Source organism: Amycolatopsis sp. NPDC089917, from assembly GCF_040684635.1.
In the GTDB taxonomy this organism is placed as follows: Bacteria; Actinomycetota; Actinomycetes; order Mycobacteriales; family Pseudonocardiaceae; genus Amycolatopsis.
In genome coordinates, this window is record NZ_JBFBGL010000044.1 from 14,933 (window position 1) to 33,076 (window position 18,144).

Below are 18,144 nucleotides of genomic sequence, written 5' to 3' on the forward strand. Positions count from 1 at the left end.
CGGATGAGGCACGTTGTTCCGTCTTCAGCAACAAAGTGCGGCACGTGCGGGCGCGCTGTCAAGAGCCCGAAAAGGTCCCCTGATTCAGTCCGCGAAATACCCCAGCTGCGCCGAAAGATCGGCGGAGGCCTCGGCGAGCGGCCGCACGATCTGCCGCACCCGTTGTTTCGAAAGCCGGTACGACGGACCGGAAGCGCTCATCGCGGCGACGACGTCGCCGCCGGGGCCCAGCACCGGCACCGCGACCGCGTGCATCCCCAGCTCCAGCTCCTCGAAACAGGCCGCGTACCCGTCCTCGGCGACCCGCTCCAGCTCCGTGCTCAGCTCGTCCGGATCGACCGTGGTCCGTGGCGTGAACTGTTCGAGTTTCCGCCGGAGCAAGCGTTTGCGCTCACCGTCGCCCATGTACGCGAGCAGCACCTTCCCGCTGGACGTCGCGTGCAGGGGCGTGCGCTGGCCGGTCCAGTTCTGCGTGGTGATCGCGGCCGAGCCGCGGGCCTGGCTGACGTTGATCGCGACCCCGTCGTCGGCGATCGCGATGTTGACCGTCTCGCCGAGCGTCTCCGCCAGGCCCTGACAGGTCTGCCTGCCCAGTTTCGCCAGGTCCATCCGGCCGGTGGCGGCACCCGCCAGCCGGACGACGCCGAAGCCGATCGCGTACTTGCCGCGTTCCCCGAGCTGCTCGACGAGACCGCGGTTTTCCAGGACACTCAGCAGCCGGGAAGCCGTCGACTTGTGCACGCCGAGCTCGCCCGCGATCTCGGTGATCCCCGTTTCCCCGTTGCGCGCCAGCAGTTCCAGCACGCTGATCGCGCGGTCGACGGACTGCACCTGACTGGGCGTTGCGTTCCCCGCGTCCTGGTTCCGCATGACGCAACAGTAGCCGTTTCGCCGGGATTCGTTCGGCTGAGTGGGCGAATCCCTTGACGCGCCGGCCCCTCCGGGTTGATTGTTGCGCAGAGCACGTCTCGTCTCGTAATGCGCAACATCGACAAACCGTCGGCCCTTTCCCCGGAGGCCCCGATGATCCGTGCCTGCTCCGTCTCCGAACTCCCCGAGGGCGAAGCTCTCCGCCTCGAAGGTCCCGTGCCCGTCTCGGTCTTCCATTCCGAGGGCGGCTATTACGCCCTGGACGACACGTGCAGCCATCAGGACGCGTCGCTCGCCGACGGCTGGATCGAGGGCTGTTTCGTCGAATGCCCGTTGCACGCCGCCCGGTTCGATCTGCGGACAGGCGTCCCGGACTGCCTGCCCGCGAAGAACGCCGTGCGCACGTACCCGGTCGTGGTCGCCGACGGGGTGATCTACGTCGACACCGGGGCACAGCGGGACGTCGCTTGAGAACCGTCGCCGTCGTCGGCACTTCCCTGGCGGGACTCCGTTCGGCGCAGGAGTTGCGTGCGCGGGGATTCGAAGGACGGCTGGTGATGATCGGCGCCGAACCGCCGTACGACCGGCCGCCGTTGTCGAAGGATTTCTTGCTGGGCAAGATTTCCGCCGATGACCTCGCGCTCGCCGGTCAGGACGACCTCGACGCGTTGGACGCCGAATGGCGCGTCGGGATCCGCGCCGAAAGGCTCGGCCGTGAAGGCGTGACGCTCACCGACGGCACCACGATCGCCGCCGACGGCTACGTCATCGCGACCGGCTCGGTGGCCAGAACCCTTGGCGCGGCGAGGAATCTGAAAGGCGTTCACACCTTGCGGACGCTCGAAGACGCCGTCTCGCTGAAACGGGAACTCGCCGCCGGGCCCGCTTCGGTGGTCGTCGTCGGCGCGGGATTCATCGGCGCGGAGGTCGCGTCCGCCTGTCGTCTGCTCGGTCACGGCGTCACCGTGATCGAGGCGATGCCCGTCCCGCTCGCCCCGGTCCTCGGCGCGCGGATGGGCGCGGTGGCCGGGGAACTGCACGCCGAGAACGACGTCCGGCTGATCGCGGGCGTCGCCGTCGCCGGGTTCGCCGGAAGCGACCGCGTCACCGGTGTGCGGCTCGCCGACGGCCGGGAGATCCGCGCCGATCTCGTCGTCGCCGGAGTCGGGGCGCGGCCGGCCACCGCATGGCTGACCGGTTCCGGGATCGCCGTCGACGACGGGGTGCTGGTCGATTCCGGCTGTGTCACAGCGAATCCCCGAGTGATCGCGGTGGGTGACGTCGCGCGGTACCGCTGCCGCCTGCGCGGCCGTCGTGTCCGGGCGGAACACTGGACGGCGGCGAACGAGCAGGCGGGGGTCGCGGCCGAGAACCTCCTCGCCGGCGCGACCGTCACGCATTTCGCACGACACGGTTACTTTTGGTCCGATCAGTACGGACGGCGGCTCCAATTCGCCGGAGTGGCCACGGAAGACGTGCGGATCGTCGAAGGCGACGTCGCGTCGAAGCGCTTCGTCGCGGCGTATCACCGCGGCGGCGCCCTGACCGGTGTCTTCGCGATCGACTCCCCGAGGCCGTTCACCAAGCTCCGGCGGGCTCTCTAGGGGCCGAAGACCCTACTCGGATGGAGCAATTTGACCGATTCGATGATCTTTCTGGTGGTCACATCGCCGGGTCGTGCGCCCGCGCGGGGAAACTAGTGCGAACATAGGTTTATGAAGGCACGTGTTCTGGTCGTCGACGACGACCCTGCTCTCGCGGAGATGCTCACCATCGTGCTGCGTGGGGAGGGGTTCGACACAGCCGTCGTGGCCGACGGCTCACGAGCGCTGCCCGCGCTTCGTGAGCTGAAACCGGACCTGGTCCTCCTCGACCTCATGCTGCCCGGGATGAACGGCATCGACGTCTGCAAGGCGATCCGGGCCGAGTCCGGCGTGCCGATCGTGATGCTCACCGCCAAGAGCGACACCGTCGACATCGTCCTCGGGCTCGAGTCGGGTGCCGACGACTACGTGGTCAAGCCCTTCAAGCCGAAGGAGCTCGTGGCCCGCGTCCGCGCCCGGATGCGCCGCACGGAGGCCGAGCCCGCCGAGTCGCTGACGATCGGCGACCTCGCGATCGACGTCCCCGGCCACGAGGTGACCCGGGAGGGCAAGGCCATCCCGCTGACCCCGCTGGAGTTCGACCTCCTGGTCGCGCTCGCCCGCAAGCCGCGTCAGGTGTTCACCCGCGAGGTGCTCCTCGAACAGGTGTGGGGCTACCGCCACGCCGCCGACACCCGTCTCGTGAACGTGCACGTCCAGCGTCTGCGCTCGAAGGTGGAGAAGGACCCGGAGCACCCCGAGGTGGTGTTGACGGTCCGCGGCGTCGGGTACAAGGCCGGCCCGCCGTGATCACCCCATGAGCGGAGGTCTGCGAGGGGTCGCCCACACCACGATGCGCCATATCCGGCGCATCGTGGTTTTCGTGCGCCGCAAGGTCGTCTCGTTCAACGAGCTGTGGCGGTACTCGCTCCAGTTCCGGGTCACGGTGTCCACACTGGCGCTGTCGTCGGCCGTGGTGTTCGTACTGGGCATGGTGCTGCAGAACCAGATCACCGAACGGCTGATGGAGACCAAGCAGAACGCGGCGATCACGCAGACCAGGGCGGTCGTCGAGACCGCGGCCAACGAGCTGATCGGCGTCGGCACCGAAGGCTCGGAAGCGCTGACGGCGCGGATGAACAACGCGCTCAAGAAGATCACCAGCACGACGACCACGCAGGACGGCGCGGGATCGACGGCGGGCACCTTCGAACCGGTGCTGGCCGCGGGCGGCCGTGACCAGTCGAGCAAACCGGTGGCCGCCGGCCCCTACGACAAGGTGCCGGTCCGGCTGCGCCAGTTCGTGGAGACCGAGCAGCTCAGCTGGCTGATCCACACGGTCACCGAAGCCGACGGCGGCAAGACGACGTACCTGATCGTCGGCGCGCCGGTGAGCACGATGATCAACCCGCTCCAGCTCTATCTGCTGTATCCGCTCACCAGCGAGCAGAACACCGTCTCGACCGTGCAGAACACGCTGCTCGTCGGCGGTCTCGTCCTGCTGATCCTGCTGGCGGGGATCACGAACCTGGTCACCCGGCAGGTGGTGCGGCCGGTCCGGCAGGCCGCCGCGGCGGCGGAACAGTTCGCGGGCGGAGACCTCGACCAGCGTCTCGCCGTGCTCGGCGAGGACGATCTGGCCAAACTCGCCGTGTCCTACAACGAGATGGCCGCGAGCATCCAGCGGCAGATCCGCCAGCTGGAGGAGTTCGGCGGCCTGCAGCGCCGGTTCACCTCCGACGTCTCGCACGAGCTGCGCACCCCGCTGACCACCGTCCGGATGGCCGCCGATGTGCTGCACGCGTCGCGCGAACAGTTCCCGGCCGGGCTCGCCCGTTCCACCGAACTGCTGGTCGACGAACTCGACCGGTTCGAGGCCCTGCTCGGCGACCTGCTGGAGATCAGCAGGCTCGACGCGGGCGTCGAGGAACTTTCCGCCGAGCTGATCGACGTCCGGCCGATCGCGACCAGGGCCGTCGAACAGGTCCGGGTGATCGCGGGCAACGCGGGCAGTTCGGTCGAGCTGGTCCTGCCGGACGAGGAGGCGCCCGCCGAGGTCGACGCGCGCCGCGTCGAGCGGATCCTGCGCAACCTGCTGGCCAACGCGGTGGACCACAGCGAAGGGAATCCGGTGGTGCTGACGCTGGCGGTCAACGAGACCGCCGTCGCCATCACCGTGCGGGACCGGGGAGTCGGGCTCCGCCCCGGCGAGGCGGAACTGGTGTTCAACCGGTTCTGGCGGGCCGACCCGTCCCGCAACCGCCGGACCGGCGGCACCGGTCTCGGCCTCGCGATCAGCCAGGAGGACGCCCGGTTGCACGGCGGCGTCCTCGACGCCTGGGGCGAGACCGGCCACGGCGCCTGTTTCCGGCTCGTGCTGCCGCGGCAGCAGGACACGCCGATGGGGGAGAGCCCGCTGGTCCTGCCCCCGCCCGATCACAAGGCGACCGACACGCGCGGTTCGTCGTCGGGACTGCTCGAAGTCCGCCCGGCGCCCGACGCGATCCTCGCCGAGCCCGAGGAGGTCGGCCGGTGAAAAAACGGCTGCTGACCCTGCTTGCGGTGTTCCTGCTGGTCGCCGGCTGCGCGAACATCCCGCTCGAAACCCAGCCCGTCGCCGTCCCCGGTGACAAACCCGGGCAGGCGCCGGTGGACGTCCCCGAACCGCAGGCCGGGATCGACTCGCTGACCGTCATCCGCCAGTTCATCCGCAACTCCGCGACCCCGGGCACGGCGAACGCCGACGCACGGGTGTACCTGGACGACGACGCCCGGCGGAACTGGAAGCCGTCGCCCGGTCTGACGATCATCGACAACACCTTCGGCACCGTTTACGACACCGGTTCGCCGACAGGGAACCCGGACGAGCAGCTGGTGAACGTCCGCGGGTTCAAACTCGGCAACCTGAGCCCCGACAGCGCGTTCATCCCGGTCAAGGCCGAGTACTCGCAGCAGTTCAAGCTGCGGAAACAGCAGAACGGCCAGTGGCGGATCGTGGACCCGCCGCAGGAGCTCGCCGTCACCGACGCGGACTTCGCGAAGAACTACTTCCGGGTGCCGATCAGCTTCTACTCGCCCGACTCCGGCGCCTTCGTCCCCGACCTTCGCTACGTCGCGGCGAAACCGCAGGCCGGATTGCCCGGCCGGGTGATGGACCTGGTGCTGCAGGGACCGTCGGAAGGGTTGAAGGGCGCGGTCAAGGACCTGCTGAACGACCAGGTCACCACCGAGACCAACGTGCGCAGCACGGACGACGGGACCCTGGACGTCGCCCTGACCGGGATCGGCGGGGCCAGCGTCGCGGACCGGAACCTGATCGCCGCGCAGATCGTCCTCTCGCTGCAGACGGTGACACTGAGCCGGATCCGGCTGCTGGCCGATGGCACCGCGCTGGTGCCGGAACACGAGTACTGGCGTGCCGGCGAACTGCCGAACTACAACGTGGACATCGCGCCCGACTCGGAGCAGGGGCTGATGACCGTGAACGGGCGGGTCCGGTCGCTCGGTGACGGGCAGCCGATCGGCGGGCCCGCGGGCAACGGCGGCTACAAGGTCGTCAGCGGCGCTCAGTCCGTCGACGGCAAACGGCTCGCGGTGGTCGAAGAACGCGACGGCAGGCAGTGGCTCCGGGTCGGCGACCTCGGCCGCGATCTCGCTTCGGTGGACCTGTTCGGCGGCAGCCTGAGCCGCCCCACCTGGCGTCCGGTCGCCCGCGGCGGCGGGGTTTCGGGCGAGGTCTGGACGGTCGTCGACCACAACACCGTCGCCAGGGTCACCCTGGCCGCGGACGGCCGATGGGTGAAGGCCGGCGTCGACGCGACCCTGCTCACCGGGCTCGGCCAGATCACCGAACTGCGCCTTTCGCGTGACGGGTCCCGGCTGGCCGCCGTGGTCAACGGGCAGCTGGTGGTCGCCTCGATCGTGCGGACGGCGGACTCCGTCGTGCTCCGGGCGCCGCGCAAGCTGCAGGAACGCGACCTCAAGGACGTCGTCGACGTCGACTGGGCGACCCAGGACCACCTGATCGCCGTGACCTCGTCGAGCACCCTGCCGGTGGTCAAGGTGCCGCTGGACGGGCAGCGGATGGACACCTTCAACAGCTCGAACCTGACCCCGCCGTTGCACGGGGTCACCGCGGCGCCGAGCAAACAGAACCTGGTCGCGGACGCGGGCGGGCTGTGGGTCGCCTCCGAACTCGGCGAGGTCTGGCGGCCGCAGGCGCACACCGTCACCGACGCGGACCCGTTCTATCCGGGCTGAGCGGCCGAGGCCACCGCGCCCCCTTCTCCTCGACTGGCGTCCGGGCTTCTTCTCGGCTGGCATCCCGGCGCGCCGACGGACCCCGGCTCCTTCTCCTCGACTGCTGTCATGAGGGGTCCCCTTGGGACGAAAAGTGTCCTAAGGGGACCCCTCATGACACAACGGGGCCGGGAATTGTCGGACCCCGCCGCGATCCTCGACGGCATGACCAAACTCCTGGATCTCCTCATCCCCGCCCGCTGCGCCTCCTGCGGGGCACCCGGCGCGCCCTGCTGCGCCACCTGCCGGACCGCTTGGGGTTCGCTCAGCGAGATCACCCGCGCGCCGACGGCAGGCCTCGTCCCCGTCTACGCCCTGGCCCGCTACGCCGACGACGCCCGCCGCCTGATCCTCGCCTACAAGGAACGCGGCCGTCGCGACCTCGCGCCGTCCCTCGGGCGCGCCGTCGCCGAAGCCCTGGTCCATCTGCCCGGGCCCGCCGCGGAACCGTGTCTCGTCCCGGTCCCTTCGCGACGGCACGCCTCGCGTGTCCGAGGTGGACCGCATGTCCGGCGGCTCGCCGAAGAATGCGTGAAAGTGCTGGCAGGTAAGGGAAAACCGGCGAAAGTGGCGCCGATCCTCGCACTCCGGTCCGGGGTTCGCGACGCCGTGGGACTCACCAGGGCCGAACGTGCGGTGAACCTCGACGGCCGCGTCCGCCTGGTCCCGGGAGCGCGTCCGGAGAGCGTCGTGCTTCTTGACGACGTGATCACAACCGGAGCGACCGCCGCCGCTTGTGTGCGCGTTCTGGGCATAAGCCGAATTCACGTTTCCGCGGTGGTGGCACTGGCCGCCGCCGGGTGATCGGAGTGTCACCTACAAGAGTGATGAATGATCGGGAACGGGAATGGGTACAAGGGCGTTGACGGGATATGAGGCAGCTTCCGGGGAACACTCGAGCGGCCCGCCACTCCACCGGGGTGGCGGCGGATTCCCTTGGCGGCGTCACCCTCGGCTTTTTCCTGTCCGAAGGCTTGCGCCGTCCGCGTGAAAACAAATCACGGGGACCGCGCCCGGCGAGCCGGATTGTCCCGCTGGACAGGCTGCCGTCGTCGCGTGCGGTGACGAGGTCTCACGTCCTGATATCCCCCGGCTCGGGGGCTGTTGCTCGGGGCGTGTTGCAGCTAACGTGCAGCGCTATCAGCAATCCCGGCAGGCAGGGAGGTGACCAGCCCATGTCCCTGGCGCCGGAGCCGCGCTGAGTCCGCGCTCGGACATCCGCCACGAGACGTCGTGACCGCATGCCGAGTTCCCTCATCGCCCGCGATCCGGGCTTCGTCCCCGCTTTACCGGCGCCCTAGTGAACACATCTACAGCTCGCAGTCATTTCAGCGAGGGAGGTCGTGTATGGACATCGTCGTTAAGGGCCGCAACGTGGAGGTGCCTGACCACTATCGGGCACTTGTCAGCGAAAAGCTGGCCCGGCTAGAGCGCTACGACAAGAAGGTCATCCGTTACGACGTGGAGCTCTTCCATGAGCCCAATCGCAGGCAGTCGAAGAACTGCCAGCGCGTCGAAATCACCGGTAAGGGCAGGGGCCCCGCCGTACGCGCCGAAGCGTGTGCCGGCGACTTCTACGCAGCGCTGGATTCCGCACTCAACAAGCTCGAGAACAGGTTGCGGAAGACACACGACCGCCGGCGCGTGCACTATGGCCGCAGCCGCCCGGAATCCGTCGCCGAGGCGACTTCGATGGCGGTCGCCGGTGGCATGACCACCGACACCCGGCCTTCGGCGGGTACCGCTGTGCTCGAGGCGCCTGAGGCCGAACCCCTGGCCAACGGTTTCGCCGTCGAGAGCGGTGAAGAGTTCGAGATGCCCCAGCAGCGCTGGGATGACGGGGTGACCGAACACCAGCCCGGTCGCGTCGTCCGCGAGAAGAAGCACGACGCGGAGCCCATGACGGTCGACCAGGCTCTCTACGAGATGGAACTGGTCGGTCACGACTTCTATCTGTTCAACGACTCCGACGCCGGATGCCCGAGCGTCGTCTACCGGAGGCGAGGCTTCGACTACGGCGTCATCCGGCTGAGCTAGCCGGTCCCTCCGACAACCCGCAACGACCGTGAGGTGGCCCGTACGCGTGCGCGTACGGGCCACCTTCCTGTCCGGATCGGCCGGGATGCGCACCGGCCAGGTCAGATACCGACAGACGGTGCGTGCGCGAACACCGAGGTGTTCCCTACGATGGGGGCGGACGGTGGTGCGTGACCAGTGCGCCACCGCGGACAAGATTGCCCGGGACCGGCTCGGGTGCGATCACAATCAGCTAGTGAGGTCGACCGGATGGTGCTGAACCGCCTGCTCCGCGCGGGCGAGGGCAAGATGGTGAAGCGGCTGCGCAACATCGCCGATCACATCAACACCCTCGAAGACGACGTCAAGGACCTTTCGGACACCGCGCTGCGGGCCAAGACCGAGGAGTTCCGTAAGCGGCACGCGGACGGCGAGTCACTCGACGACCTCCTGCCGGAGGCGTTCGCGGTGGCGAGGGAAGCCGCCTGGCGCGTGCTCGGCCAGCGCCCCTACGACGTCCAGCTGATGGGCGGCGCCGCGCTGCACCTCGGCCAGGTCTCCGAGATGAAGACCGGTGAGGGCAAGACCCTGACCCAGGTCCTCCCCGCGTACCTGAACGCCGTGTCCGGCAAGGGCGTGCACGTCATCACGGTGAACGACTACCTCGCCAAACGTGACGCCGAGTGGATGGGCCGCATCCACCGCTTCCTCGGCCTCGAGGTCGGGGTCATCCTGGCCGACCAGACCCCCGAGGTCCGCCGCCAGCAGTACGCCGCCGACATCACGCACGGCACGAACAACGAGTTCGGCTTCGACTACCTGCGCGACAACATGGCGTGGAGCCTCGAAGACTGCGTGCAGCGCGGCCACAACTTCGCGATCGTCGACGAGGTGGACTCCATCCTCATCGACGAGGCCCGGACGCCGCTGATCATCTCGGGCCCGGCCGACCAGTCCTCGCGCTGGTACGTCGAGTTCGCGCGGATGACGCCGCTGATGAAGGTGGACATCCACTACGAGGTGGACATCCGCAAGCGCACCGTCGGTGTCACCGAGAAGGGTGTCGCCTTCGTCGAGGACCAGCTCGGCATCGACAACCTCTACGAGGCCGCGAACACGCCGCTGGTCGGCTACCTGAACAACGCGCTGAAGGTCAAGGAGCTCTACAAGCGCGACAAGGACTACATCGTCCGTGACGGCGAAGTCCTCATCGTCGACGAGTTCACCGGCCGTATCCTGCACGGCCGCCGCTACAACGAGGGCATGCACCAGGCGATCGAGGCCAAGGAAGGCGTCGAGATCAAGGCCGAGAACCAGACTCTCGCCACGATCACGCTGCAGAACTACTTCCGGCTCTACGGCAAGCTGTCGGGCATGACCGGTACCGCCGAGACCGAGGCGGCCGAGTTCCACCAGACCTACAAGCTGGGTGTGGTGCCGATCCCGACCAACAAGCCGATGGTCCGCGCCGACCAGGCCGACCTGATCTACAAGACCGAGCAGGCCAAGTTCGAGGCCGTCGCCGAGGACATCGCCGAGCGGCACGAGAAGGGCCAGCCGGTGCTGGTCGGCACCACGAGTGTCGAGAAGTCCGAGCACCTGTCGAAACTGCTGCTCAAGCTGGGTGTCCCGCACGAGGTCCTCAACGCCAAGCACCACGACCGGGAGGCGCTGATCGTCGCCCGCGCCGGGCGCAAGGGCGCGGTCACGGTCGCCACCAACATGGCGGGCCGCGGTACCGACATCGTGCTCGGCGGCAACCCGGACCTCATCGCCGACGAGGAGCTGCGCGAGCGCGGCCTCGACCCGGTGGAGCACTCCGAAGAGTACGAGGCGGCCTGGCCGAAGGTGCTCGAGCAGATCCAGGCGGAGACCAAGGCCGAGGCCGAAGAGGTCCGCGAGGCGGGCGGTCTGTACGTCCTCGGCACCGAGCGGCACGAATCGCGCCGGATCGACAACCAGCTCCGCGGTCGTTCCGGCCGTCAGGGCGACCCGGGCGAGTCCCGGTTCTACCTGTCGCTCGGTGACGAGCTCATGCGCCGCTTCAACGCGACGATGGTCGAGCGGGTCATGACCACCATGCGGCTGCCGGACGACGTGCCGATCGAGCACAAGATGGTCTCCAAGGCCATCAAGAGCGCGCAGACGCAGGTCGAGATGCAGAACATGGAGATCCGCAAGAACGTCCTCAAGTACGACGAGGTCATGAACGAGCAGCGCAAGGTGATCTACGCCGAGCGCCTGCGCGTCCTCGAAGGAGAGGACCTCCGCGAGCAGATCGAGCACATGCTCGTCGACGTCATCAACGCGTACGTCAACGAGGAGACCTCTTCGGGCTACGCCGAGGACTGGGACCACGAGAAGCTGTGGACGGCGCTCAAGACGCTGTACCCGGTGAAGGTCACCTGGGACTCGCTGACCGAGGACGACGACCTCGACGCCGAAGGGCTGCGCGAGGCGCTGCTCGACGACGCCCACCGCGCGTACGACGAGCGCGAGGTCGAGATCGACGGCAAGGTCGGCGAAGGCGCGATGCGCAGCCTGGAGCGCCAGGTGATGCTCACCGTGCTCGACCGCAAGTGGCGTGAGCACCTCTACGAGATGGACTATCTCAAGGAGGGCATCGGCATGCGGGCCCTGGCGCAGCGCGACCCGGTCATCGAGTACCAGCGCGAGGGCTACGACATGTTCCGCGCGATGCTGGAGTCGCTGAAGGAGGAGGCCGTCGGCTTCCTGTTCAACCTCCAGGTCGAGCAGGCCGAACCCGCCGCCCCGTCGCCCGAGTCCGCGTCCGCGCTGCCCGCCGGTGTCGGGTCCGGGAACGGCCAGGCCGCCAACGGCGACGGACGGCACGCCCGCCCGACGCCTCCGCAGGGGCCGGCGACCGACACCGAGTCCGTGCCGTCCGCCTTGCGGGGCAAGGGACTCGGCGGTGGTTCGCAGACCGGTCTGACCCTGTCGGGCCCGTCCGAGGACGGCGGCGTCGAGTCGCATTCGGACAGTGCCGGCAGCGACGGCGGCGACCAGAGCGGGACCCGCCGGGAGCGTCGTGCCGCGCAGCGCGCCTCCCAGAAGAAGGGCAAGAAGGGCCCGCGCCGCTAGGAGTGTCCGAAGGGGCCTTTCACCGTGTGAGACACGGTGAAAGGCCCCTTCGTCATGCCACGAGCCGGAGCGCGGAAACCCGGCGCGGCGGCTTCAGCAGGTTGAAACGCGTGCACACCCAGCCCGACGGTGTCCGCTCGAAGCGGGCGGCCAGCGCGAGGCAGCGCTCGTTCTGTTCGACCGTCGCGCAGGCCTCGACGACGCCGTCCGCCGGATGGCACAGGTGGATCGACTTCGGCCGGTAGCCGCCCGGCGGGCGACGGCGGCCGCTGTCGAGCAGCGCGCTGTGGAGCGCCGGGTCGAGGATCGGCCGCACCTGGCTCGCCGGACGGCGTCCGTCGCAGGCTTCGAGGATGGTGGTCAGCAGCCTGCCCACCTGGCGCCGGTCCGGCGTGTCGGGCCGAGGCCGGGGTTCCTCCACGATCTGTTCCCCGCCCAGCCGCAGGTCCAGCACGAGCTGGTTGTCCGGCGGCGCCACCCGGTGCACCAGCCTGCTCGCGACCCGGTAAGGCGGTTCACACGGTTTCAGCCGTCTCAGTACGTACGAACGCATCAGGCAGTCCCCCTCCGCGGCCCCTCGGCCGCGCCCAGCAACTAAGGGGCGGGAGACAGGCGATGTCGCGACACCAACCGCCCGAGAGGATGAATCGGCGGTGATCGCTTGTGTACGGTGGAACGGTGCTGAAAGGGCTGGTCATCGACTACGTCGGGGTGCTGACGGACGACGGCGCGGACGAGCTGTACGCCTTCCTCCAGGCCGTCAGGGCACGCGGCATCAAAACGGCCTTGCTGTCGAACGCGCCCGGGGCGTCGAAGGAGGCCAAGCGGGCGTTGAACCCGTTCTTCGACGCGCTCGTGTTCTCCGGCGAGGTCGGCGTGGCCAAACCCGAACGCGAGGTCTACCTGCTCACCGCCGGGCTGCTGGACCTGCCCGCCGGGCGGTGCGTGTTCGTCGACGACGCCGCGCACAACGTCCGGGCCGCGGTGGCGGCCGGGATGGCGGGCGTGCACCACACGTCGGTCGAGGAGACGTTGACCGAGCTCGGCGCCCTGTTCCCGAAGCCTTAAGCCTTCGCGCGGCGGACCAGCTCGAACGAGAGCACGGCGGCGGCCGCGGACACGTTGAGCGACTCGACCTCGCCCGGCATCGGGATCGACATCCACTCCGTCACCAGCTCGCCGACCTCGGCGCCGACGCCGTTCGTCTCCCCGCCCAGCACGAAGGCCGCGCGCTGCGGCAGCTCGACGTCGAACACCGTCTCGCGGGCCGAAGCGCCCAGCGCGTAGATGCCGTACCCGGCTTCGGTGAGCATCTCGGCGGCCTCACGTGCGCTGCCGCACCGCAGGACCGGCGCGCGGAACGCGACCCCGGCGGAGGCCTTGACCACCATCGGGTCGAGGGCGGCGACCCCGCGCCGAGGCACGACGACGCCCTCCAGCCCGGCGGCGGTCGCCGTGCGCAGGATCATCCCGACGTTCGCCGGGGTGGTGATGCCGTCGAGCAGCAGCACCCGCGACGGCGGCCTGCCGTCGGACAGCGCCGCCTGGAGCGACCGCATGCGCGGGGCGACGACGTCGGCCAGCACGCCCTGGTCCTGCTTGCCGTTGCCGGCCAGCACCTTGACGCGATGCGCGCTCGCGCGCTGCACCGGCACCCCGGCGGCCTTGGCGGCACGCTGGATCTCGGCGGCGTTCGGTCCTCGCACCGTGTCGGCGAGAATCACCTTGTCCACCTCGAGAGCCGCGTCGTCCAGTGCCTCGAGCACCGGTTTCCGGCCGTACACCGTCAGGAACCGGTCCTTCGGCGAGATCACCGACTCATCACCCACACCGGCGAGTGTCCCACTATGTAAGGATCGGCTCATGCCCGACCGCCTCTCCGCGCTGGACGCCTCGTTCCTGTACGTGGAAGACCACTCGACCCCGATGCACGTCGGCGGCGTGGCGATCTTCGAACGGCCGCGCGGCGGCTTCACCCACGAGCAGCTGCTGGACCTGATCGGGCAGCGGCTGGCGTACCTGCCGCGCTACCGGCAGCGAGTGCTGGAGGTGCCGGGACATCTCGCCCGGCCGGTGTGGGTCGACGACGTCGACTTCGACCTCAACTACCACGTCCGCCGGTCCGCGCTGCCGCAGCCGGGCTCCGACGGCCAGCTCTTCGACCTCGTGGCGCGGCTGATGTCGCGGCGGCTCGACCCGGGACGGCCGCTCTGGGAGGCGTACTTCGTCGAAGGGCTGGCGGGGGACCGGATCGCGCTGGTGACCAAGACGCATCAGTCCGTTGTGGACGGGGTCGGCACCATCGAGCTCGGCCAGCTGATCCTGGAGACCGCCCCGCAGGAGCCGGAACCGTTCGACGACAACTGGCATCCGCGCCGGGAACCGAGCCGCACCCAGCTGATGCTCGACGCCGTCGCCGAGACCGTGCAGCGCCCGACCGAGCTGGTCGAGAACGTCCGGTCCATCGCCCACGACGCCACCGCGATGGCGGGGAAGGTCACCGAAACGGTCGGTGACGTCGCGTCCGCGCTGAAGACCATGGTCAAACCCGCGCCTTCCGGACCGCTCAACGTCCGCACCTCCGGCGGCCGCATGTTCGCCGTGGTCCGCACGCGGCTGGAGGACTTCCGCAAGGTCCGCGCCGAGCACGGCGGCACGGTCAACGACGTCGTGCTGGCGGCGATCACCGGCGCGCTGCGGGAATGGCTGCTCTCCCGCGGCTCGGCCCTGACCGCGACGACCACCGTGCGCGCCCTGGTGCCGATGGCCGTCCGCGACGCCGAGACGGCCGAGTACTCGACGCCGGCCCTGGTCGGGAACCAGGTCGACGCCTACCTGGTCGACCTCCCGGTCGGGGAACCGAACGCGGTCCTGCGGCTGCAGCACATCGGCCACGCGATGGCGGACCATCTCGACTCGGGCCGGTCGGTCGCCGCGCGCGGGCTGCTGACGGTCGGCGGCTTCGCTCCGGCGACCCTGCATTCGCTGGGCGCACGGGCGGCCGGGTCGATGTCGGGGCGCATCTTCAACGTGCTCATCACGAATTCGCCGGGGCCGCAGGTGCCGCTCTACGCGGGACAGGCGAAGATGGTGGAGATGTTCCCGGTCATGCCGCTGGTGCGCAATCAGGCGCTGGCGATCGGGGTCACCTCGTATCACGGCGGTGTCTACTTCGGACTGAACGGCGACCGCAAGGCCGTGTCCGATGTGGACCTTCTCGCCGGGATGATCGAGGAATCGTTGGAAGAGCTGAAGGGTGCGCACTGGTGAGGGTTTATCTGCCCGGGACGATCGCGATGCTCCGTGAGCTCGAAACCGCCGGAGAGCTCCGGGCGCGCAGTGGCACGGGCTTCGCGCTGACCCCGGCGCTGCGGGAGTCCTACGCCAGCGGATCCGACGAGGAACTCGAGTACGCCGCGTTGCTCGACGCCGCCAGGGCGTCGCTCCGGCTGATCGCGGCCGAGGAGAAACCCGAGCCGCGGCGGGTGGTGATCTCGGCCGACCTCGACGAGGTCACCCTGCGCCCGGACCTCGACGATGCCGTCGTCCGGCTGTCCGGGCCGGTGAAGATCGCCGACGTCGCCGCGATCCACGTCGACGCCGCCGAGGCCGCCGAGTCGGTCCAGGCCGCCGCCGCGGTGATCGACCAGGCCGACCTCGGCGACCCGGACGCGGAATTCACCCTCGGCGACGCCGAAGACCACGAACTCGCCTGGTACGCGCCCCAGGAGCTCCCTTTCCTGCTGGAGCTCCTCTAACCCCCTCGAAACGCTAGAACCACGAGGGGCCGGGCACCGGGCGTTCGGGCCGCCAGCCGGTCGCCTCGGTGAGCCGGGCCGACACCACCCGGTGCGAACGGGCCAGCACCGACATCGACCCCACCCGGTTCGCCAGCCATTTCGGCAGCGCGCGTGGCCGCCGGACGCCGGCCGCGGCGGCCATCGCCTCGCCGAGGTCCTGTTTCCGCACCGGATCCGCGGCCAGGTTGTAGACGCCGCTCGGCGCCCGCAGCGCCGCGATCGCGCCCGCCGCCGCGTCGTCCGGGTGGATCGCCGCGGTCCACTCGGCCCGGCGGCCGATGATCAACGGCGAACCGCGTCGCGCGGACGTCAGCATCATCGTGGTCATCGGATCGTCGGAGACCAGCAGCCCGATCCGCAGCCGGATCGCGGTGCGTCCCTCGTCCGCCAGCGCCGCGATGTTCGCGTGTCCCACCGTCGAAGACGCGATGTGGCCGTGCGCCGCCAGAGGCGCGTCTTCGTCGATTTCCACGTCGCCGCCGTCGGCGTAGACGAACGAGATCCCTTCCTGCACCACGATTCCCAGCTCCCCGACCCGGCGCACGGCGGCCGCGAGCGTCCGGCTGCCGTCGATCCGCAGCCGGTCGTTCTCCGCCCAGCCGGACGCCGTCATCGCGTGGCGCGCGTCGGGGATCCGGGTCGCGACGTTCACCACCGCGTCGTGCCCGTTCAGCGCCCCGGCCAGGGAATCGACGTCGAACAGCGAACCCGTCACCGGTTTCGCGCCGGTCGCGCGCACGGCCGCGACCCGGTCCTCGCCGCGGGCGAGCCCGCTCACGTCGTGCCCCTCGGCCAGCAGCCGCCGCACCAGCGGCCGCCCCAGCACCCCGGTCGCCCCGATCACCATCACGCGCATGTTCGCTCCTCCTGTCCGCCTTCACGACCTGGACGAGACGGGCGCGGGGAACGTGACAGGGTCAGCCCGCCGGGATCTCCCCGATCTCTTCCGGCGGCGGAGCCTGGATGTCCGCCTGCGTGCCCCAATCGCTGTAGCGCGTGACGATCCGCGCCATCGCGCTGTCCGGGACCCCCGAAGCGGCGAGGACGGGGGCGAGGTCGAGCACGATCTGCACCGGCTGACGCGCGTCGTCGAGCCAGACCTCCATGGGGATCTTCCCGAGCTTGCCGTGCAGTTCCCCGACGGCCTCCGCCGACAACCCGGCGGGCAGATCGCCGCCCAGCGCGGCCATGTCGATGTCCAGCCGGTAGTGCTCGGTGGACGCGCCGTCGAGATCGGCGTGCCCGGACTCGGTGACCGTGCCCGCCCGCCGGACCTGGTCGAGCGCCCGGCCGGGGTCGTTCTGCTTCGCCAGCTGGTCGATGCTGTCCCCGGCGACCTGCGAGAACGGATCGGCGCCGACTGTGCCGTTATCGGAGACCTTGACCCACGGCTTCCCGCCGGGGACGTCCTCACGGCTGCTTTCGGGAACCTTGGCGAAGACGATTTTGTCGACGAGCCGGAGTTCGAGCGGCTCGCCGAGGAAGTCCGTGGTCATCGCCAGCGCCGTGCCCGCCCGCGCGACGCGGGCCTGCCCCTGGCTCTTCGAACGCATCGTGCCCGCCGTGACCTCGGTGGCGAACTTCGCCGCCTTGCCCTCCATGGCGGCCGCGGCCCCGTCGGCGAGCGCGCGGGCGTCGGCGAACGAGACGGCCGTTTCGCCGTCGCAAGCGCCGAGCGTCGCGCCGAGTACGAGCACTACGGCGGACAGGGCCGTTCTCCGCATGAGGACCTGCTTTCCAAGGCGGGCACTCAAGCGAAACACAGGCGGGACCCTCGCCCCGATCGGGGGAACGGCTCAGCGGCTGTCGCCGATGGCCTCGGGCGGCGGCGCGATGATCACCACGTCCGAGGCCCAGCTGTCGTACTTGATCGTGGCCTTGTCGATGCTGACCTGCACCGGACGCTGCTCGCCGTCCAGCCACACCTCGGCGGGCGAGCCGCCGAGATCGAGAACGTAGTGCGTGGTGGCCGTCCCGTTCAGGTCGGCCTGTTCGGACTTGGTGACCTTGCCGGACTTCGAGATCCGCTCGATCGTGCGTGTCGGATCCAGCTTCTCGACGACGTCCGTCATCAGCGCGCCGTTGGCCGCGGAGAGCGCGTCCTTGCCGCCGGCGGTGATCTTGACCCATTCCTTGTCGGTCTTGAGTTCCTGAACCTGCGCGTCGGACAGGTGGTAGTAGAGGACACCGTCGGCGTAGATCAGGTCCCGTTTCTCGCCCGCGACCTCGGCGACCATGGAGAACTTGCTGTTCGGGCCCTCGTAGAGCCCGGAGCTGGTCACCACGACCTTGCGGCCGTCCTCGGCGGTGGTCTCCAGCGCGATCTTGGACGACCGGGCCTTCTGCGTGCCCGCGCCGGCGACCGAGGCCAGCTGCGCCGCGTCCGCCGGTGGCGCCGCCGGTTTCTCTTCGCCGGAACAGCCTCCCAACAGCAGGAGAGCGGTACAGACGACGGCGAATCCGGTGGCACGCAT

Annotated in this window: 17 protein-coding genes; 11 read left to right on the forward strand and 6 right to left on the reverse strand. The window is 69.5% G+C overall.

From position 1 onward, the window contains the following. Window positions 1-84: 84 nt before the first annotated feature. Entirely contained in the window at window positions 85-870 is a 786-nt protein-coding gene (locus AB0N89_RS28005) for an IclR family transcriptional regulator (protein WP_364210088.1), read from the reverse strand. Window positions 871-1,023: 153 nt separating this feature from the next. Between AB0N89_RS28005 and AB0N89_RS28010 the strand changes: the two genes are divergently transcribed. The 8 genes from AB0N89_RS28010 to secA all read left to right on the forward strand — a co-directional run bounded on the left by AB0N89_RS28010 (window position 1,024) and on the right by secA (window position 11,870). Then, a complete protein-coding gene (locus AB0N89_RS28010) occupies window positions 1,024-1,341 on the forward strand; it encodes a bifunctional 3-phenylpropionate/cinnamic acid dioxygenase ferredoxin subunit (RefSeq protein WP_364210236.1) in 318 nt (105 codons plus the stop codon). After that, window positions 1,338-2,474: an FAD-dependent oxidoreductase gene (locus AB0N89_RS28015; RefSeq protein WP_364210091.1), complete on the forward strand. Its 1,137-nt coding sequence runs from the start codon at window positions 1,338-1,340 to the stop codon at window positions 2,472-2,474. The genes AB0N89_RS28010 and AB0N89_RS28015 overlap by 4 nt, the downstream gene beginning before the upstream one ends. A gap of 111 nt (window positions 2,475-2,585) precedes the next feature. Continuing rightward, the gene (gene mtrA, locus AB0N89_RS28020) at window positions 2,586-3,263 is read left to right on the forward strand and encodes an MtrAB system response regulator MtrA (RefSeq protein ID WP_005150760.1); all 678 of its coding nucleotides are present in this window, start codon (window positions 2,586-2,588) and stop codon (window positions 3,261-3,263) included. A 7-nt stretch (window positions 3,264-3,270) separates the two neighbouring features. Further along, window positions 3,271-4,989 carry an MtrAB system histidine kinase MtrB gene (mtrB, locus tag AB0N89_RS28025; RefSeq protein WP_364210094.1) on the forward strand — a complete coding sequence of 573 codons (1,719 nt, stop codon included), beginning with the start codon at window positions 3,271-3,273 and terminating at the stop codon, window positions 4,987-4,989. Next, on the forward strand, window positions 4,986-6,713 hold the full coding sequence (locus tag AB0N89_RS28030) for an LpqB family beta-propeller domain-containing protein (RefSeq protein WP_364210097.1): 1,728 nt from the start codon (window positions 4,986-4,988) through the stop codon (window positions 6,711-6,713). Before mtrB ends, AB0N89_RS28030 begins: the two co-directional genes overlap by 4 nt. Before the next feature lie 204 nt (window positions 6,714-6,917). Further along, a complete protein-coding gene (locus AB0N89_RS28035) occupies window positions 6,918-7,556 on the forward strand; it encodes a ComF family protein (RefSeq protein ID WP_364210239.1) in 639 nt (212 codons plus the stop codon). Window positions 7,557-8,099: 543 nt separating this feature from the next. Next, window positions 8,100-8,789 (forward strand): ribosome-associated translation inhibitor RaiA, encoded by a 690-nt coding sequence (gene raiA / locus AB0N89_RS28040; RefSeq protein ID WP_364210100.1) that lies wholly within the window; start codon window positions 8,100-8,102, stop codon window positions 8,787-8,789. Between the two features lie 249 nt (window positions 8,790-9,038). Next, window positions 9,039-11,870: a preprotein translocase subunit SecA gene (gene secA, locus AB0N89_RS28045; protein ID WP_364210103.1), complete on the forward strand. Its 2,832-nt coding sequence runs from the start codon at window positions 9,039-9,041 to the stop codon at window positions 11,868-11,870. A 52-nt stretch (window positions 11,871-11,922) separates the two neighbouring features. On the opposite strand, the gene AB0N89_RS28050 is transcribed toward secA, so the two are convergent. After that, the gene (locus AB0N89_RS28050; protein ID WP_364210106.1) at window positions 11,923-12,423 is read right to left on the reverse strand and encodes an Rv3235 family protein; all 501 of its coding nucleotides are present in this window, start codon (window positions 12,421-12,423) and stop codon (window positions 11,923-11,925) included. Between the two features lie 110 nt (window positions 12,424-12,533). Here AB0N89_RS28050 and AB0N89_RS28055 point away from each other — a divergent pair, with 110 nt between their 5' ends. Continuing rightward, window positions 12,534-12,938, forward strand: coding sequence for an HAD-IA family hydrolase (locus tag AB0N89_RS28055; RefSeq protein WP_364210109.1), 405 nt, complete (start codon window positions 12,534-12,536; stop codon window positions 12,936-12,938). On the opposite strand, the gene AB0N89_RS28060 is transcribed toward AB0N89_RS28055, so the two are convergent. After that, window positions 12,935-13,699 carry an RNA methyltransferase gene (locus AB0N89_RS28060; RefSeq protein WP_364210112.1) on the reverse strand — a complete coding sequence of 255 codons (765 nt, stop codon included), beginning with the start codon at window positions 13,697-13,699 and terminating at the stop codon, window positions 12,935-12,937. The genes AB0N89_RS28055 and AB0N89_RS28060 overlap by 4 nt on opposite strands. Before the next feature lie 34 nt (window positions 13,700-13,733). Here AB0N89_RS28060 and AB0N89_RS28065 point away from each other — a divergent pair, with 34 nt between their 5' ends. Next, window positions 13,734-15,140 carry a wax ester/triacylglycerol synthase family O-acyltransferase gene (locus AB0N89_RS28065; protein ID WP_364210115.1) on the forward strand — a complete coding sequence of 469 codons (1,407 nt, stop codon included), beginning with the start codon at window positions 13,734-13,736 and terminating at the stop codon, window positions 15,138-15,140. Continuing rightward, window positions 15,137-15,628 (forward strand): hypothetical protein, encoded by a 492-nt coding sequence (locus AB0N89_RS28070; protein WP_364210118.1) that lies wholly within the window; start codon window positions 15,137-15,139, stop codon window positions 15,626-15,628. Before AB0N89_RS28065 ends, AB0N89_RS28070 begins: the two co-directional genes overlap by 4 nt. A gap of 13 nt (window positions 15,629-15,641) precedes the next feature. Here the strand turns inward: AB0N89_RS28070 and AB0N89_RS28075 are convergent, their stop codons facing one another. The 3 genes from AB0N89_RS28075 to AB0N89_RS28085 all read right to left on the reverse strand — a co-directional run bounded on the left by AB0N89_RS28075 (window position 15,642) and on the right by AB0N89_RS28085 (window position 18,144). After that, a complete protein-coding gene (locus tag AB0N89_RS28075; protein ID WP_364210121.1) occupies window positions 15,642-16,526 on the reverse strand; it encodes an NAD-dependent epimerase/dehydratase family protein in 885 nt (294 codons plus the stop codon). Between the two features lie 61 nt (window positions 16,527-16,587). Beyond that, window positions 16,588-17,394 (reverse strand): hypothetical protein, encoded by an 807-nt coding sequence (locus AB0N89_RS28080; protein ID WP_364210124.1) that lies wholly within the window; start codon window positions 17,392-17,394, stop codon window positions 16,588-16,590. A 72-nt stretch (window positions 17,395-17,466) separates the two neighbouring features. Further along, window positions 17,467-18,144, reverse strand: coding sequence for a hypothetical protein (locus AB0N89_RS28085; protein ID WP_364210127.1), 678 nt, complete (start codon window positions 18,142-18,144; stop codon window positions 17,467-17,469).

Excerpts from the sequence above, each read along its gene's own strand:
- AB0N89_RS28005 (WP_364210088.1), bottom strand. The coding sequence starts at position 870 with ATGCGGAACCAGGACGCGGGGAACGCAACGCCCAGTCAGGTGCAGTCC.
- AB0N89_RS28010 (WP_364210236.1), top strand. The coding sequence starts at position 1,024 with ATGATCCGTGCCTGCTCCGTCTCCGAACTCCCCGAGGGCGAAGCTCTC.
- mtrA (WP_005150760.1), top strand. The coding sequence starts at position 2,586 with ATGAAGGCACGTGTTCTGGTCGTCGACGACGACCCTGCTCTCGCGGAG.
- mtrB (WP_364210094.1), top strand. The coding sequence starts at position 3,271 with ATGAGCGGAGGTCTGCGAGGGGTCGCCCACACCACGATGCGCCATATC.
- AB0N89_RS28035 (WP_364210239.1), top strand. The coding sequence starts at position 6,918 with ATGACCAAACTCCTGGATCTCCTCATCCCCGCCCGCTGCGCCTCCTGC.
- raiA (WP_364210100.1), top strand. The coding sequence starts at position 8,100 with ATGGACATCGTCGTTAAGGGCCGCAACGTGGAGGTGCCTGACCACTAT.
- secA (WP_364210103.1), top strand. The coding sequence starts at position 9,039 with ATGGTGCTGAACCGCCTGCTCCGCGCGGGCGAGGGCAAGATGGTGAAG.
- AB0N89_RS28050 (WP_364210106.1), bottom strand. The coding sequence starts at position 12,423 with ATGCGTTCGTACGTACTGAGACGGCTGAAACCGTGTGAACCGCCTTAC.
- AB0N89_RS28065 (WP_364210115.1), top strand. The coding sequence starts at position 13,734 with ATGCCCGACCGCCTCTCCGCGCTGGACGCCTCGTTCCTGTACGTGGAA.
- AB0N89_RS28075 (WP_364210121.1), bottom strand. The coding sequence starts at position 16,526 with ATGCGCGTGATGGTGATCGGGGCGACCGGGGTGCTGGGGCGGCCGCTG.
- AB0N89_RS28080 (WP_364210124.1), bottom strand. The coding sequence starts at position 17,394 with ATGCGGAGAACGGCCCTGTCCGCCGTAGTGCTCGTACTCGGCGCGACG.
- AB0N89_RS28085 (WP_364210127.1), bottom strand. The coding sequence starts at position 18,144 with ATGCGTGCCACCGGATTCGCCGTCGTCTGTACCGCTCTCCTGCTGTTG.